Source organism: Mycobacterium sp. (genome assembly GCF_035653355.1).
Taxonomy (GTDB): Bacteria; Actinomycetota; Actinomycetes; order Mycobacteriales; family Mycobacteriaceae; genus Mycobacterium.
Genome location: NZ_DASRBZ010000343.1, coordinates 1 through 16,012 on the forward strand (window position 1 = coordinate 1; position 16,012 = coordinate 16,012).

Here is a 16,012-nt window from a genome sequence, read left to right on the forward strand (position 1 = left end):
CCACTTCGGCGGTGGCCGCGAGGATCCGCTGCCGGGTCGAAGTGTCGGTCTCGGTGGTCGCCGGGTGGTTCACGTCCAAAACTTTACAAACATTGGTCGAAGTGTCACGCTGTTTTAGTGCCACTGTCTTGGTCCTTGGCCGGAGCCTTCCCGCCGGCTGAGGTATCTGACCACCAAATCCTAGACGCTCGTGACTGAAGCGGGTGCTCCCGAGCAAGCTCGGTCTCCTCGCGCCGTCATGCTCACCTCGGCATCGACACCGGTTGGCCGGGCCACGGCAGCCCGCTTGGCGCGGCGCGGCGATCTAGTTTTGATGGGCACCCGTCGGCCCGATATCTGTGAGCGGTTGGCGACTCGTCTTCGGACCGAGGGCGCGACGGCGTTCGCCGCCCACCTCGACCTCGCCGACACCTCGTCGATCGATTGCTTCGTGTCGGCGGCGCGCTATCTCGTCGGTAGCGTCGACGTACTAGTCACTGACGCTGGCCTGTCGGCTACCGAGACCCACGTGATCGGCGCTCAACACCTTGCGGCACAAGTCATTCCGCCGATGATCGGACATGGCCGCGGCGACGTGGTCCTGGTTAGTCCGGACATTCTCACCGGCGCGACGCCATCGAGGACAGCGGCGTGCGGGCGACCGCTTGACGCGTGGTTATCGGGCTTGGAAGCCGAATTCGTCGGCACCGGCGTGCGGGCGTCGATCGTCCGGTCCGGACTACCCGGCAGCCCGGTGGCATCCGACGACGTGGCATGTGTCATCGCCGCGCTGGTCGGGACGCGCGAGTTGATGCGCCTGCGGCTTGTCGAGGTCATCTCACATCAGCCGCCGGCTTTCGTCCTATAGGGCTCGGCGAAGGCTAGGGTCGGCGGCGCACCAGTACCGACTGCTGAATGCCGCCCACAGCTCCGCTTTCGTCGAACAGCGCGCCGATGGTCGTTCCGATACCGTCTGGGCCGTAACTGGTTTCGGCGCGAATACCGATCCACTCGCCGTGCGGGATCCGGTGCACATGCACGACGAGGTCGTTGTTGAGAAAAGTCCACTTGATGATGTCGAGTTTGGACCCGATGCCATTGGCGCAATCAGCCACCGCGAAGAGTCGCTCGAGCGGAGACATGGGCTCACCCTTGACGAGGTCGACAGTGGGCTTGATCCACGATTCGCCTGGCCCGGCGTGAAGGGGTGGGGTGAGCCACCGCCAATCCAGACTGTGCACGTAGTTACGGTCGAAATCTTTTTCCAGGTTGCGGCTGCGCCCTTGGGTGAGCGGGCCGAGCGGCGGGGCGGCCGCGTTCACAACATCCGCGGTGTCGAGCTGCAGTAGTCGCCACCCGCTGGCCCTGGCGACGGGCCTGGGCCGACCGTCTGGCCCAGGGCCCAGCATCTCGGCATGGAGCAACTCGATCTGCTTGCCGGGCCGTTCCATCCGCGATCGAACCCACAAGTCGCCCTCGGCTGGAACCGGACCCAGCAAGTCGACGACGACGCGGCTTAGCCGGGTGTCGGCTCGGCGAGCACAGCGCTCGAGCGCTCGCACCAACAGGGCCGACACCGGCGCTGCGTGCTGGATCGCCGCCGACCACGTGCTCCGCACTAGATCGGTTGCATTGAACTTCTCGCCCAACGGATCGGCAGCGTCGACCAGCTCGTAGTACGAGTCGGTCATGGGTCAGCCATTCACCGGCATCACGGCAGGCCTGCGCCGGGAATCTCGACCGTGACGGCGTCGAGCCGGGACAGCCGAGTTCCCTTGAGCCGCTTGGGATAAACCTCCGTGCTCGACAACAGAAACAAGGTGCGTCGGCTGGGACCGCCGAGCGTACACGCGATGGCGGCCCGCTCGCCGATGTCGATGCGGTCCGTTACCACGCCGCCTGCGGTGATCCGCTCGAACTGGTGCTCCAGCGTCATCGCCGTCCACACCCCGCCGTCGGCGTCCAGCGCTATACCGTCGGGCGGGCCGTCCAGCCCGTCGGCGAAGACCCGGCGGTCGGTGAGGGCGCCGTCCTCAGTGATCCGGAAGGCGGTCAACCGTCGTGCCATCGACTCGGCCAGGATCAAGGTCTGGTGGTCGGGCGTGATCACCATGCCGTTGGGGAAGTCAAGGTCTTCGGCCACGACGGTCACCGAGTTGTCCGGATCGAGGCGCACGATGACGCCGCCTTGGAAGGCCTGGGATCCGATGTAGGCACGCCCGGCATAGTCGACGACCATATCGCCGAGATCGGCGGGTACTGCGTCGGCAAGATCGGCGATCGTGGTGACGGTGTCGCCGTCATAGCGCAACACCAGCCGGTCTTCGGCTGATGTGATCAGCAATGAGCCGTCCGGCCGGAATCCCAACCCGGACGGGCTGTGCCCGGGCAGCGGCAAGGTCGTCATCGAACCGCCCAGAGTGACGGTGTGCACCGCCTCGCCGAGCATGTCGGAGAACCACAGCAGGCCCTCAAACCAACGCGGGCCTTCGCCAAAGCAGAAGCCCTCGGCTAGGGGCGTCAGCTGGTCAACTGTCAACGACATTCGATGTGTCCTTGCCCCTCCTGCGACGACGCCATCCGAAGCTTTACAGAGTAGCCGACAAGTGTCACGAAGGTTCCACCGACCGTGTACTGTTTCGGTGCAAACTGCGCTACCAGCGAAACGGCGAGCATGTACTTCTCGATCACCCACCCCATGCACAGCCATCCATATCATCCGGAATTAGTTTGCGGGCAGGGTATTTCGACGGTTGCTGCGGCCGCTGAAGCGGCCGGCTTCCACGGATTCGGGTTCACCGACCACCCGGCTCCCACGCAACGGTGGCTTGAGGCCGGCGGTCACGACGCGCTGGACCCGTTCGTGGCGATGGGTTTCGCCGCCGCCCGCACGGCCACGCTAAGGCTGATCCCGAACATCGTGGTGTTGCCGTATCGAAACCCATTCCTGGTGGCCAAATCCGGCGCGACGCTGGATTTGTTATCTGGCGGCCGGTTCACGCTGGCGGTTGGCGTCGGCTACCTCAAACGCGAGTTCGCAGCCCTCGGAGTCGACTACGGCGAACGGGCCGAACTCTTCGACGAGGCGCTGGAAGTGATCCGCGCGGTGTGGACCACCGACGACCTCTCCTTCGAGGGACGGCACTTCAGCGCCAGCGGGATCACCGCGCATCCGCGGCCGGTAAGCCAGCCGCATCCGCCGATCTGGATCGGCGGCAATACTGGGGCGGCCCGCCAGCGGGTGGTCAAGCATGGCGACGGCTGGTGTCCGTTCCCTGCCCCGGCAGCGCTGGCCCAGACCGCCCGAACGGCGGCCATCGACTCGATCGAGCGCCTCGCCACCGCCATTGAGGATTTGCGTCGCCGCTGTGACGCGGCGGGCCGGGATTGGTCGGCAATCGACGTGGTATTCACCAACTTCGACGGCGGCAGACCGGCAAGCGACGACTTCAACGCCGACGCCTACCTGACCGGTCTCGACAAGCTCGCCGCGTTGGGCGTCACGTGGGTGCAGGTCGGCTTGCCAGGCGACAGCCTCGTGCACGTGCTGGAAACCATCGACCGTTTCCGGGCCCTGGTGATCGACGCGGGCCAACCGTAAGCCTTTACAAGTTTCGGCGGAAATGTCACCCTCCCTGTGTGACCACGGAATCTGAGCAGACCCATTGGTCGGTTACCGGCCTGCTTGACTTGTTCGACGTGCAGGCCGCCGAAGCCGGCCGCTTCACCGGCGAGACCGGGATCGCGGGCCAAGACGAGCGGCAGGTGGTGGAAGGCACCCAGGTGCTGGCGCAAGCGATTGTCGCAGTGGCCAAACGGTTTCCGGACAAGTCGGTGCGTTCCGTGCACGCGGTGTTTGCCCGCGCCGTCATGGTCGGTCCGTCGGTCGAATTCGACATCGACGTCGTGCACGAGGGCCGCTCCACCGCAACCGCGGTTGTGTCGGTGCAGCAGAACGGCCGGCGCTGCATCACGGTGACCGCGCTGGCCGACGTCCCGTCGCCCGATGTCATCACCCACCATCTGCCTCGTCCCGACGTGGCTCCACCCGCTGAGGCGAACCCCTCCCCGATGCCGATGGCCGGCCGCGAAGTGCGGCTGGTCGACGTCGTCGATGTCAACAGCCCCGACGAGGTCGGGCCGCCGGAGCTGTATGCCTGGCTGCACTACGACCCGATCCCGACTCGCGACGACCTGGCCAAGGCGCTGATCGCGTATTTCACTGGCCACCTGGGAATCTCGACCACGATGCGCGCCCACGAGGGCATCGGCACCAGCCAGGCACATCTGACCGTGTCGACCGCGCCGATGACGATCTCGGTCAGCTTCCACGAGCCGGTGTCGTGGACCGGGTGGTTGCTCTATACGCATGAGAGCACCCAAGTCGGGGCCGGCATGTCGTATGTTCGCGGCACGGTGCACACCGAAGAAGGTGAGATGATCGCGTCGTTCGCTCAGGAAGCGCTGATCCGGCCGCTGCGACAGACCGACACCGCGATCAAAGCCGAAGCACGGCTGTAGCCGGCGGGCACAGCCTTATGTGGTAGGTGAGGCCGCAGCCGGCAGCTCGGCGACGACGTCGACGCGTGTCTCGTCGAAGCTGAAGTAGTCCTTGATCGCCAGGCTCTCCGGCGGCGGGTCCGGGTAGCTCCAGGCGACGTCGTCGACGACGGTGTCGCCGATGACGGCCGCCCAGTAGGTCGCTGCGCCCTTGTAGTTGCAATAGGTCGACGTATTCGTCTGCCGCAGCAGATCGGTGCGGACGCGCGATGGATGAACGTAGAGCCGAGGCGGCAGCGCGGTCTCGAAAACGATGACGGTGTCGTCGGTGTCGACCAGTGTGGTGCCGGCGATGTGGACGCGCAGGCGACGCTTCGTCGGTCGGCAATCGACCCGGTGATATGGGTTCGGCGGGTAGTGGACGAGCTGGCGGCCCTCCTCCAGCCACGTGTCGGCCGCATGCCACGGCACATGGACGAAACCGGGTGCTTCGGGCACAGGCTCGTTGGGTAGCCCGTCAACCTCCGCTGCTGGAAATGCGTAGCTCAGTGGATGATTCCGTCGATGCACCAGCAACACCTGCTCGGTGTCGATCACCGTCTGCCCTTTGCGTAACGCCTGGACTCGCCGCGGATGGGGCTCGACGTATACCGGGTCGTCGGGCAGCGGTGGCGAGAACCACCCGGCGGGATCGTTGCTCAGCGGGCCTCGCCCGGCGACCAAGCTCATAGTTCCTCCACGCCTCAGCTTACAAATCGTGGCGGCGCTGTAAACACCGTCGAGCGATGGTTCGTGGCAGGGTATGGCCATGGCTGGACCACTGGAAGGCGTCAAAGTCGTCGAGCTCGGTGTCTGGGTGGCCGGCCCGGCCGCCGGCGCCATCCTGGCCGACTGGGGTGCCGACGTCGTCAAAATCGAGCCGCCGACCGGCGATCCTGGGCGCGCGTTTGGGCGCATGCTGGGGCTCGACTTGGAGATGAATCCGCCGTTCGAGATGGATAATCGCTCGAAGCGCAGCATCGTCCTCGACCTCACCAGCGATGACGGCCGCACAACTGTATTCGAATTGCTCAGTGGCGCAGACGCTTTCGTGACGAACATCCGGCTCGACGCGCTGCGGCGCCTCGGATTGGACTACGAATCGGTGGCGGCCGCCTTCCCCCGGCTGGTCTACGGGCTGATCACCGGCTACGGTGAAACCGGTCCCGATGCCGACCGGGCCGCCTACGACATCGCGGCGTTCTGGTCGCGCGCTGGAGTGGCTCATCTGCTGACCCGTCCCGGTGAAACGCCGCCGTTTCAACGCGGTGGCATGGGTGACCACATGGCCGGCATGACTCTCGCGGCCTCGATCTGCGCCGCACTGATCGCCCGCGGCCGAACGGGGACGGGGCAGCTGGTCACCACGTCGCTGTATCGCCAGGGCGCTTACACGGTGAGCTTCGACTTGAACACCTACCTGATGACGGGTCGCACCATCGCCGTCGGACAACGCGAATCGATGGGCAACCCGTGCATGAACAACTACACCGCCGGCGACGGGCGGCGCTTCTGGATCGTCGGCTTGCAGGGCGACCGGCACTGGCCGGCACTCTGCCGCGTGGTGGGACACCCGGATTGGCTGACCGATCCACGCTTTGCCGACGCCCGCGCACGCGCACACAACGCCGTGGAGCTCATCGCCCGACTCGACGACATCTTCGCGACCAAACCGCTTGACGAGTGGGCGCAGATCTTCGCCGGCGAACCGGAGTTCTTCTGGTCGCCGATCAACTCGATCGAGGACGTCGTCGCCGACCCGCAGTTCCACGCCGCAGGCGGCCTGATCGACGTGCCGGACGCACACGGAGCCGTCTCGATGGTCGCGACGCCCGCGGATTTCCACGGCACCCCATGGACGCCCCGGTCCATCGCACCAAAACTCGGCGAACACACTGAGGAAATCCTCGCCGAGGTGAAGGCGCGCCGGGCTGGTCGAAGCTGACCGACTTTACAGATCCGCCCGAAACTGTCACGCTGGGTGGGCCGGTTATACCCCGGCGTGCTCAATTCCGGAAACGCCGAAGGGATGCGATGACGACCTCCACCCAGGTGCACAACCCGTGCTCAACGGAGCAACTCAGCGATCCTTACCGGGGTGTGCTGAAGTATCGCCTCGACGTCGTCGCGACCACCGTCGTCGACGTGGTGCGCTCGGCCGGCGGATGGCTGTATGACCGGGCGGCGGCCGGCTGGGACGTGCGCGTGCTCCTGCCGAAGCTCCGTGATACCCGGCCGTTGCAGATCCTCGGCGTACACGCTGACGACCTCGGTGAGCACTTCGCGGCCGCGACCACACTGTGGCTGGGTCAGGGGTTGGCCGTCAGCGCTGACGTATTCGAAGCCGACCCACGTGTCCGCGAGTTGGTGTCCGAGGCCCTGGCCCACCGCCTCACAGAAGTCACGCTCTGGGATGACGGTTGGCCGTTGGCAGTTGGACGCCGGACGACCACTGTGCAGCACGTGCTGAGCGGAGCGGCGCGGACTTTCAAGGGTTACGCGCTTGCCGCGGCGGGGTTTTCAGCGCAGCCGGTTGGCCCCACCGAGACACTGCGCAGCGACATGGAAACGTGTTTGCCAATCCATTCAGATCTGGTACCGGTCGATGCACTCGGGCGCTGAGAAGGCTAGTCGAAGGTAATGAGTTGCCGAATGGCGGCGCCGCCGGCCAGATGGTCCATCGCCTCGTTGATGTCGTCGAGAGTGATCGTCGACGACACGAGCGATTCCACCGGTAGCCGGCCGGATCGCCACAGCTCCACAAAACGGGGAATGTCGCGGCTGGGCACCGCCGAGCCCAGGTAGCTGCCGATCAACGACCGCCCTTCGGCGACTAACTTCAACGGCGACAAGGTGATCCGAGCGTCGGGTGGCGGCAGACCGACCGTGATTGTCCGACCGCCCGGTGCGGTCAAGTCGATCGCCGTCTGCAACGCGGCCGGGTGTCCGACAGCCTCGATCGCCACGGCGGCCTTGACGCCGGCCTCGGCGGCCTGCTGCGGTGTATAGGCCTCGTGTGCGCCGGCGGCGCGGGCAGCCGCCAACTTCTCCGGCAGTTGGTCGACTCCGACAACCCGAACATCGTCGTAGGCCAATGCGGTCAGCACCGCGGCCATGCCCACCCCGCCGAGGCCGACGACCGCGACCGTCTGGCCGGGTTGCGGGACACCGACATTGAGCACCGCTCCACCGCCGGTCAGCACGGCGCAGCCGAGCAGCGCGGCAACGGGAGGGGGCACATCGTCGGGCACCGGTACGACGCTTGCCCGGTTGACCACGGCGCGAGTCGCGAACCCTGACACGCCGAGATGGTGATACACCGGCTGGCCATCACGGCTCAGCCGCATACCGCCGCCGAGCAAAGTGCCGGCAGTGTTGGCGGCGCTGCCCGGTTCGCACGGGGTAAGCCCTTCGGTGGCGCAGGCCGGGCAGCGCCCACAGCGCGGCAAAAACGCCATTACCACCCGCTGGCCGACCGCGACATCACTAACGCCGTCGCCGAGCTGCTCGACGACACCGGCCGCCTCGTGACCCAGCAGCATGGGCGTCGGCCGCACCCGGTTGCCGTCGACCACCGACAAGTCGGAATGACATACCCCGGCTGCTTCGATCTGAACGAGAAGCTCGCCCGCGGCAGGCGGTGCCAAATCCAGCTCGACCACATTGATCGGCTTCGAGCGCGCGTAGGGGCGCGGCCGTCCGATTTGCTCCAGCACGGCGCCCCGAATTCGAAACATGTTGGAATACAACCATGACGTCGGTCCCGCCTACACCCGACAACCTCACCAGCCGCGACTTTCCGGTGCACTGGCCGGTGCTCACCCGGTGGGCTGACAACGACATGTTCGGCCATCTCAACAACGCGGTCTACTACCAGCTGTTCGACACCGCGATCAACGGCTGGATCAACACCAACATCGAAGTGGAGCCGGTGACCATGCCGGCCCAAGGCATCGTCGCCGAGTCAGGCTGTCGCTATTTCTCCGAACTGCACTTTCCACAACGGCTGGTCGTCGGGCTGGCGGTGACTCGGCTCGGGCGCACCAGCGTCACCTATCGGCTCGGCCTCTTCCGGGCCGCCGAGGAACTCGCCGGGGACGAGCCGCAGGCGGTCGCCGCGCTTGGGCACTGGGTTCACGTCTACGTCGACCGGGTCAGCCGCAAACCGGTACCGATTCCCGACGCCATTCGAGCGCTCCTGGCTACCGCCTGCATCAGTTAGCTGAGTCGTCGCACGTATGCTCGGCCAATGCCGTTCGTAAGCAAGACGGTCGAAGTTGCCGCCGACGGCGCCTCGATCATGGGCATCGTCGCCGACTTCGAGTCCTACCCCCAGTGGAACGAGGAGATCGAAGGTCTCTGGGTGCTGGCCCGCTACGACGACGGGCGCCCCAGCCAGCTGCGCCTGGACATGGCTTGGCAGGGCATCGAGGGCACCTACATTCAGGCGGTGTACTACCCGAGCCCGACGCAGATTCAGACGGTCATGCAGCAGGGGGACCACTTCACCAAGCACGAGCAGTTGTTCAGCGTGGTGGAGATGGGCCCCACATCGCTGCTAACGGTCGACATGGACGTCGAGACCGAGATGTCGGTGCCCAGCCCAATGGTCAAGAAGATGGTCAACGACGTGTTGGACTACCTGGCCGAAAACCTCAAGCGGCGCGCCGAGCAGCTTGCCGCCAGCTCCTAACTAGCGCCAGATCCCCGTCCGTTCCAGCTTCTGGGTGAGCCGACGTGCTCCGTCGGTGAATTGCCACGCGGTGTGCTCGACGACAGCAGCGGTGTCGCGGCGGCGCAGCGCACTAATCAACTGCCGGTGATTATCCACCGCTGCCGGACCCCACTCCGGGTCGGCGGCATAGACCAGTGCGGGCATGTAGCGCGCGGCATGCAGCAAAAACCACGCCAGTTTGATCCGGCCGCTGGCCAGATTGAAGGCACGGTGAAACGCGAACTCCGCCGACGCGATCGCTTCAGTGTCGCCGGATCCGACAGCTGCGTTCAGCTCCTCGTTGAGGTGGTCGAGCTCGTCGATATCGGCGTCGGTGATGAGATCGGTGGCCGTGGCGGCCAGCTCCTTGGCGATCGTGGCCTGCAGCCAAAAAATGTCGGCGATGTCTTGGCGGGTCAGCGGCAGCACGACGTGGCCGCGGTGCGGTTCGAGCTGCACCATGCCCTCGCCGCGGAGCTTGAGCAGCGCCTCGCGGACCGGCGTGACGCTGACTCCTAGTTGGGCCGCGGTCTCGTCCAGCCGGATGAACGTGCCGGGACGCAGCGTGCCGGACATGATCGCGGCACGCAGATGCGCCGCGACCTCATCGGACAACTGCGCCCGCCGGAGGGGACGCCAGCTGCGCGGCTGTCGGGAAGGGGATGCCTTGAGGGGTGCGTTCACCAGGGTTTTCGGGACTTGTCTTTGCGGGCGTCAAGCCATAATGTGACCCACACAACACTATGTTTGATCAAATATCAACCCGCCCGCTAGCCGCGTAGCGAGAAGGGACAGCACTAGTTGACCGCGCTGATGACCGGGCAGACGGCCGCCTCCACCGAGCAGCCCTACCTCTCGCGACGGCAGAACTGGGTGAATCAACTCGAGCGGCATGCGCTGATGCAGCCGCAGGCGCCGGCGTTGAGATATCTGGGCAACACCCTGACCTGGGGGCAACTGCAGCGCCGCGTGACCGCGCTAGCCGATGCGCTGAGCCGTCGAGGGGTCGGCTTCGGCGATCGGGTGATGATCCTGATGCTCAACCGCCCGGAGTTCATGGAAGCGGTGCTGGCGGCCAACATGATCGGCGCGATCGCGGTCCCGGTGAACTTCCGGCTCACCCCGACCGAAGTCGCCTTCCTGGTCGGCGACTGCGAAGCGCACGTGATGGTCACCGAGCCGGTGCTGGCGACGGTGGCGACCGCTGTTCGGGACATGGAGCCGAACCTGAGCACGATCGTCGTCGCCGGTGGCGCTACCGAGGACGGCCTGCTGGGTTATGAAGACCTGGTCAACGAGACCGGCGATCCGCGCCCACCGGTCGACATCCCCAATGACTCGCCGGCGCTGATCATGTACACCTCCGGCACCACCGGCCGACCGAAGGGCGCTGTGCTGACCCACACCAATCTCGCCGGCCAGACGATGACGGCGCTCTACACGCACGGTGTCGACGTCAACGACGTCGGGTTCATCGGCGTCCCGTTCTTCCACATCGCCGGAATCGGCAACATGCTGACCGGCATGTTGCTCGGCATCCCGACGGTGATCCATCCGTTGGGCGCGTTCGACCCCGGCCAGCTGCTGGATGTGCTGGCGGCAGAGAAAGTCACCGGCATCTTCCTGGTGCCCGCACAGTGGCAGGCGGTATGCGCCGAACAGCAGGCCAATCCGCGCGACCTTCGGTTGCGGGTGATCTCGTGGGGCGCCGCACCGGCATCGGACACCCTGCTGCGGCAGATGTCGGAAACCTTCCCCGGCGCCCAAATTTTGGCGGCGTTCGGCCAAACCGAGATGTCGCCGGTCACCTGCATGCTGCTTGGCGAGGACGCCATCAGGAAGCGCGGATCGGTCGGCAAGGTGATTCCGACGGTCGCCGCCCGCGTGGTCGACGACAACATGAACGACGTACCGGTCGGCGAAGTCGGCGAAATCGTCTATCGCGCGCCCACCTTGATGAGCGGCTACTGGAACAACCCGGAAGCCACCGCCGAGGCGTTCGCCGGCGGCTGGTTCCATTCCGGCGATCTCGTGCGCATGGACGAGGAGGGCTACGTCTGGGTGGTCGACCGGAAAAAGGACATGATCATCTCCGGCGGCGAGAACATCTACTGCGCCGAGGTGGAAAACGTCCTCGCGAGCCACCCCGCCATCGTCGAAGTCGCCGTCATCGGACGAGCGGACGAGAAGTGGGGAGAGGTACCGATTGCCGTCGCAGCGGTGGGCCCCCGAAGCCAGTTGAGCCTCGCTGATCTTGACGAATTCCTCAGTGACCGGCTAGCGCGCTACAAGCATCCCAAGGGCCTGGAGATAGTAGAGGCACTGCCCCGCAACCCGGCCGGAAAGGTGCTCAAAACCGAGCTTCGCCGACGCTACGGCGCCGCACCGAAGCCCGGGTCAGGCCCCGAAAACAGCTGTCCTCCAGTGAGAACAGGTAACTGACGGTAACGACAATTTCACTATAGCTGCGACGGAAGGTCAATTGTGCGGATTGCGATGTGCGGCCCTCAGGGCATCGGGTACAGTCCTGTGGTCTCTCTTACTACCTGTGAGTAGGGAGGCGGCGGTCACACCACCCAGGGTCGGGGCAAGGAGGAGGCGTGCGACATGAACCGCCGCTACACCCGGGGGCTCGCGGTCGGATTGTGAGGGGGCAGTAGTGACGACGACGCAGCAGCCACGGCTCACCGACTATGTCCGTGACCAACTAGGCCCGCCGCTCTTAACCGTCGGCGGCTTCTTCCGTATGTGTGTGCTCACCGGCAAGGCGCTCTTTCACTGGCCGCCGCAATGGCGTGAGTTCATCTTGCAGTGCTGGTTCATCATGCGAGTCGGAATCTTGCCGACCATCGCGGTTTCCATTCCTTTGACGGTGCTGCTCACCTTCACGCTCAACGTGCTGCTGGCCCAAGCGGGTGCTGCCGACATCTCGGGCGCAGGTGCGGCGATCGGCGCGGTCACCCAGCTCGGCCCGCTGACCACCGTGCTGGTGGTGGCCGGTGCGGGCTCGACGGCCATCTGCGCCGACCTGGGTGCGCGCACAATCCGGGAAGAGATTGACGCGATGGAGGTGCTCGGCATCGACCCGATCCACCGGCTGGTCGTGCCCCGGGTCCTCGCGGCGACCGTCGTCGCCACCCTGCTGAACGGCTTAGTGATCATGGTGGGCCTAGTCGGCGGCTACATCTTCGGCGTCTACCTGCAAAACGTGTCGGGTGGCGCCTACCTCAGTTCGCTGACCTTGATCACCGGTTTGCCCGAAGTCGTCATCGCCACCGTCAAGGCCGCCGTTTTCGGACTTATCGCGGGCTTGGTCGGCTGCTATCGCGGGCTGACGGTCCGAGGTGGCTCCAAGGGACTAGGGGTGGCCGTCAACGAGACCGTGGTGCTGTGTGTGGTCGCGTTATACGCGGTCAACGTGATACTGACGACCATCGGTGTCCGATTCGGAACGGGGCGCTGACATGTCCACGATCGACGTACTGCGGTCCCGGTTTCCTCGAGCAACTCGCAACGTCAGCCGTTACGGCGGCGCAGCGGGCCGCGAATTGGGCCGGGTCGGGCAGATGGCCTGGTTTGCGGTCGAAGGCGGCATGGGCTTTGCCTGGGTGCTGCGTCATTACCGCAAGGAGGTGCTGCGGCTCATCGCCGAGATCGGCATGGGCACCGGCGCCATGGCTGTGGTGGGTGGCACCGTCGCGATCGTCGCTTTCGTGACGCTGTCCGGCAGCTCGCTCGTGGCCATCCAGGGCTTTGCGTCGCTGGGCTACATCGGTTTTGACGTGTTCACCGGTTTTTTCGCCGCACTGATCAACGTGCGCATCGCCGCCCCCGTCGTGACCGGGGTCGCCCTGGCGGCCACAGTGGGCGCCGGGGCGACTGCCGAGTTGGGTGCCATGCGGATCAGTGAGGAGATCGACGCGCTCGAGGTCATGGGCATCAAGTCGATCGCGTATTTGGTGTCCACCCGCGCCATGGCCGGTCTGATCGTGATCATCCCGCTGTATTCGGCGGCGATGCTGATGTCGTTCATCTCCCCGCAGCTCGTCACGACGGTCTTATACGGCCAGCCGTCGGGCACTTACGACCACTATTTCCGGTCGTTCCTGCGTCCCGAGGACGTGCTTTGGTCGTTCGTCGAGGCCATCATCATCGCCGGGCTGGTGATGCTCACGCACTGCTACTACGGCTACACCGCCAGCGGCGGCCCGGTCGGCGTCGGTGAGGCCGTCGGCCGGTCGATGCGGTTCTCGCTGGTTTCGGTTCAGGTCATTGCCCTGTTTGCCGCGTTGGCGCTCTACGGTGTCAACCCCAACTTCAACCTCACGATGTAACCGCCATGACGCATCCGCAAGGGAAAGAGAACGTTATTCGCACCCCGCCGTATAAGACGGCGGGGCTGGTGGCTTTGGTGCTCGCCCTGGTGGTGACGGGGCTGGTGTACTGGCAGTTCCGAGGCAATTTCACACCGAAGACGCCGCTGACCATGTTGTCTTCTCGGGCGGGTTTGGTGATGGACCCCGGCAACCCGGTCACCTATAACGGCGTCCAGATCGGCCGCGTCGGCAACATCTCCGAAGTGCAGCATGACGGCAAGCCCGCGGCGAAGTTCACGCTGAACGTGAATCCCAAGTACATCAATCTGATTCCGGCCAACGTGAACGCCAGCATCAGGGCCACCACAGTGTTCGGCAACAAGTATGTGGCGTTGACGTCGCCGAAAAACCCTAGCCCGCAGCGGATCACACCGCAGCACGTGATCGACGCAACGTCGGTGACGACGGAGATCAACACGTTGTTCCAGACGATCACGTCGATCTCCGAAAAGGTAGATCCGGTCAAGGTGAACCTGACGCTGAGCGCGGCCGCGCAGGCGTTCAACGGCCTGGGCTCCAAGTTTGGTCAGTCGTTGGTCAAGGCCAACTCAGTCCTCGACGACGTCAATCCTCAACAGCCGCAAGTTCGCCGCGACATCCAGCAGTTGGCGGCGCTCGGCGACACCTATGCCAATGCGGCACCGGATCTGCTCGACTTCCTCAACAACGCGGTGATCACGGCGCGCACGCTGCACCGCCAGGAAAAAGATCTGGATCAGGCCCTACTGGCTGCGGCCGGGTTAGGCAACACCGGTGAAGACATTTTCCGCAGGGGCGGACCGTATCTGGAGCGGGGAGCCGCGGACCTGGTTCCCACCGCCAAGCTGCTCGACACGTACAGCCCGGAGCTGTTCTGCACGATTCGCAACTATCACGATGTCGAACCCAAGATCTTCCAAGGTCTGGGCGGCCGCGGCGGCTATGCGCTGCGAACCGAGAGCGAGGCGCTGTCAGGGCTGGGATTCGTATTGACCCCTGCGGGCCTGACCGGCACCCTGCTCACAATGAATGCCCTGGGGCTCGTCGGGCTGATTGGTGGTGCACCGAACCCCTATGTCTACCCAGAGAACCTGCCGCGGGTGAACGCTCACGGCGGCCCGGGCGGTGCACCGGGCTGCTGGCAGAAAATCACGCGTGATTTCTGGCCCGCTCCCGAGCTGGTGATGGACACCGGCAACAGCGTCGCACCGTATAACCACATCGAGGTCGGCTCGCCGTACGCGATCGAGTACGTATGGGGCCGCCAGGTAGGGGACAACACGATCAACCCATGAAAATCACTGGTACCGCTGTCAGGCTCGGCATCATCGCGGTGGTGCTGCTGCTGTTCACTGTGCTGATCATTGTGGTGTTCGGTCAGATGCGCTTCGACCGGACCAACAGCTATACCGCGGAGTTCAGCAATGCCAGCGGGCTGCGCAATGGCCAGTTCGTCCGCGCCTCCGGAGTAGAGGTGGGCAAGGTCACAAACGTCAAGTTGATTGACGGCGGCCGGCGGGTTCAGGTGGACTTCAATGTCAACCGGGGGATACCGCTGTACCAGTCCACGACCGCGCAGATCCGCTATCAGGATCTCATCGGCAACCGCTACGTCGAACTCAAGCGCGGCCAGGGTGAGGGCGCCGACCGGGTGCTGCCTCCCGGAGGATTTATCCCGCTGTCGCGCACCTCCCCCGCCCTGGATCTCGACGCGCTGATCGGTGGTTTCAAGCCGCTGTTCCGGGCGCTCGATCCGGAAAAGGTGAACACGATCGCGTCGGCGATCATCACCGTGTTCCAGGGTCAAGGCGGGACCATCAACGACATCCTTGACCAGACAGCGCAATTGTCTTCCCATATCGCGGAGCGTGATCAAGCGATCGGCGAGGTGATCAAGAACCTCAACATCGTGCTCGACACCACGGCCAGACACCGCAAGCAGTTCGACCAGACTCTCGACAACTTCGAGAAGCTGATCACCGGGCTGAAGAACCACGCCGACCCGCTGGCCGCCGGTACCGCGAACATCAGCAACGCTGCCGGAACGGTCGCTGACCTGCTGGCCGACAACCGCGCTTTGCTGCACAAGGAGTTGAACTACCTAGAGGCCGTTCAGCAACCGATTATCGATAACGTTGACAAGTACGACGACCAGATTCGCAGGACACCGCCCGCGTTGAACCAAATCGGGCGTGCCATCGGCCTTTACGGCGACTGGGTGAACTTCTATGCCTGCGACATCACGATTAGGTGGAACGGGTTGCAGCCCGGTGGTCCGGTGCGCACAGTCAGGATTTGGCAGCAGCCGACGGGTAGGTGCACGCCGCAATGAGAACGCTCGAGCCTCCCAACCGGCTACGCATCGGGCTCATGGGTCTGGTGGTGGTGCTGATGATCGTGGCGTTCGGTCAAACCATGACCAGCG

At 64.9% G+C, this 16,012-nt stretch carries 18 protein-coding genes; 13 read left to right on the top strand and 5 right to left on the bottom strand.

What is annotated here, in order from left to right:
- Window positions 1-190: 190 nt before the first annotated feature.
- Window positions 191-847: an SDR family NAD(P)-dependent oxidoreductase gene (locus tag VFA16_RS11985; protein ID WP_324968020.1), complete on the top strand. Its 657-nt coding sequence runs from the start codon at window positions 191-193 to the stop codon at window positions 845-847.
- 13 nt (window positions 848-860) lie between these two features.
- Here VFA16_RS11985 and VFA16_RS11990 read toward each other — a convergent pair whose 3' ends face one another.
- Window positions 861-1,670 (bottom strand): thioesterase family protein, encoded by an 810-nt coding sequence (locus VFA16_RS11990; RefSeq protein WP_324968021.1) that lies wholly within the window; start codon window positions 1,668-1,670, stop codon window positions 861-863.
- A 20-nt stretch (window positions 1,671-1,690) separates the two neighbouring features.
- Window positions 1,691-2,524: an SMP-30/gluconolactonase/LRE family protein gene (locus tag VFA16_RS11995; protein WP_324968022.1), complete on the bottom strand. Its 834-nt coding sequence runs from the start codon at window positions 2,522-2,524 to the stop codon at window positions 1,691-1,693.
- Window positions 2,525-2,653: 129 nt separating this feature from the next.
- Here VFA16_RS11995 and VFA16_RS12000 point away from each other — a divergent pair, with 129 nt between their 5' ends.
- Together VFA16_RS12000 and VFA16_RS12005 are read left to right on the top strand one after the other, a co-directional pair.
- Window positions 2,654-3,580, top strand: a complete 927-nt coding sequence (locus VFA16_RS12000; protein WP_324968023.1) for an LLM class F420-dependent oxidoreductase — start codon at window positions 2,654-2,656, stop codon at window positions 3,578-3,580.
- 38 nt (window positions 3,581-3,618) lie between these two features.
- Window positions 3,619-4,500: an acyl-CoA thioesterase gene (locus VFA16_RS12005; RefSeq protein WP_324968024.1), complete on the top strand. Its 882-nt coding sequence runs from the start codon at window positions 3,619-3,621 to the stop codon at window positions 4,498-4,500.
- Window positions 4,501-4,515: 15 nt separating this feature from the next.
- Here VFA16_RS12005 and VFA16_RS12010 read toward each other — a convergent pair whose 3' ends face one another.
- Window positions 4,516-5,208, bottom strand: coding sequence for a DUF427 domain-containing protein (locus tag VFA16_RS12010; RefSeq protein ID WP_324968025.1), 693 nt, complete (start codon window positions 5,206-5,208; stop codon window positions 4,516-4,518).
- A 79-nt stretch (window positions 5,209-5,287) separates the two neighbouring features.
- Here VFA16_RS12010 and VFA16_RS12015 point away from each other — a divergent pair, with 79 nt between their 5' ends.
- Both VFA16_RS12015 and VFA16_RS12020 read left to right on the top strand, forming a co-directional pair.
- A complete protein-coding gene (locus VFA16_RS12015) occupies window positions 5,288-6,463 on the top strand; it encodes a CoA transferase (RefSeq protein ID WP_324968026.1) in 1,176 nt (391 codons plus the stop codon).
- 158 nt (window positions 6,464-6,621) lie between these two features.
- Window positions 6,622-7,140 carry a hypothetical protein gene (locus tag VFA16_RS12020; RefSeq protein WP_414687703.1) on the top strand — a complete coding sequence of 173 codons (519 nt, stop codon included), beginning with the start codon at window positions 6,622-6,624 and terminating at the stop codon, window positions 7,138-7,140.
- A gap of 5 nt (window positions 7,141-7,145) precedes the next feature.
- Here VFA16_RS12020 and VFA16_RS12025 read toward each other — a convergent pair whose 3' ends face one another.
- Window positions 7,146-8,255, bottom strand: a complete 1,110-nt coding sequence (locus VFA16_RS12025; protein WP_324968028.1) for an alcohol dehydrogenase catalytic domain-containing protein — start codon at window positions 8,253-8,255, stop codon at window positions 7,146-7,148.
- A gap of 14 nt (window positions 8,256-8,269) precedes the next feature.
- Between VFA16_RS12025 and VFA16_RS12030 the strand changes: the two genes are divergently transcribed.
- Together VFA16_RS12030 and VFA16_RS12035 are read left to right on the top strand one after the other, a co-directional pair.
- Window positions 8,270-8,740, top strand: a complete 471-nt coding sequence (locus VFA16_RS12030; RefSeq protein ID WP_324968029.1) for a thioesterase family protein — start codon at window positions 8,270-8,272, stop codon at window positions 8,738-8,740.
- Window positions 8,741-8,767: 27 nt separating this feature from the next.
- Window positions 8,768-9,211: an SRPBCC family protein gene (locus VFA16_RS12035; protein ID WP_324968030.1), complete on the top strand. Its 444-nt coding sequence runs from the start codon at window positions 8,768-8,770 to the stop codon at window positions 9,209-9,211.
- Here the strand turns inward: VFA16_RS12035 and VFA16_RS12040 are convergent, their stop codons facing one another.
- Window positions 9,212-9,916, bottom strand: a complete 705-nt coding sequence (locus VFA16_RS12040) for a GntR family transcriptional regulator (protein WP_324968031.1) — start codon at window positions 9,914-9,916, stop codon at window positions 9,212-9,214.
- A gap of 129 nt (window positions 9,917-10,045) precedes the next feature.
- On the opposite strand from VFA16_RS12040, the gene fadD5 reads away from it, so the two are divergent.
- The 6 genes from fadD5 to VFA16_RS12070 all read left to right on the top strand — a co-directional run.
- Window positions 10,046-11,674: a fatty-acid--CoA ligase FadD5 gene (gene fadD5, locus VFA16_RS12045; RefSeq protein WP_324968036.1), complete on the top strand. Its 1,629-nt coding sequence runs from the start codon at window positions 10,046-10,048 to the stop codon at window positions 11,672-11,674.
- Window positions 11,675-11,978: 304 nt separating this feature from the next.
- Window positions 11,979-12,695 carry an MlaE family ABC transporter permease gene (locus VFA16_RS12050; protein WP_414687704.1) on the top strand — a complete coding sequence of 239 codons (717 nt, stop codon included), beginning with the start codon at window positions 11,979-11,981 and terminating at the stop codon, window positions 12,693-12,695.
- A gap of 1 nt (window position 12,696) precedes the next feature.
- Complete coding sequence (locus tag VFA16_RS12055; RefSeq protein ID WP_324968033.1) at window positions 12,697-13,566, top strand: ABC transporter permease; 870 nt, start codon at window positions 12,697-12,699, stop codon at window positions 13,564-13,566.
- 5 nt (window positions 13,567-13,571) lie between these two features.
- On the top strand, window positions 13,572-14,882 hold the full coding sequence (locus VFA16_RS12060) for an MCE family protein (protein ID WP_324968034.1): 1,311 nt from the start codon (window positions 13,572-13,574) through the stop codon (window positions 14,880-14,882).
- The gene (locus VFA16_RS12065) at window positions 14,879-15,919 is read left to right on the top strand and encodes a virulence factor Mce family protein (RefSeq protein WP_324968035.1); all 1,041 of its coding nucleotides are present in this window, start codon (window positions 14,879-14,881) and stop codon (window positions 15,917-15,919) included. The genes VFA16_RS12060 and VFA16_RS12065 overlap by 4 nt, the downstream gene beginning before the upstream one ends.
- The coding region (locus VFA16_RS12070; protein ID WP_324968037.1) for a hypothetical protein at window positions 15,916-16,012 on the top strand (97 nt) is incomplete at its 3' end. The genes VFA16_RS12065 and VFA16_RS12070, both read left to right, overlap by 4 nt.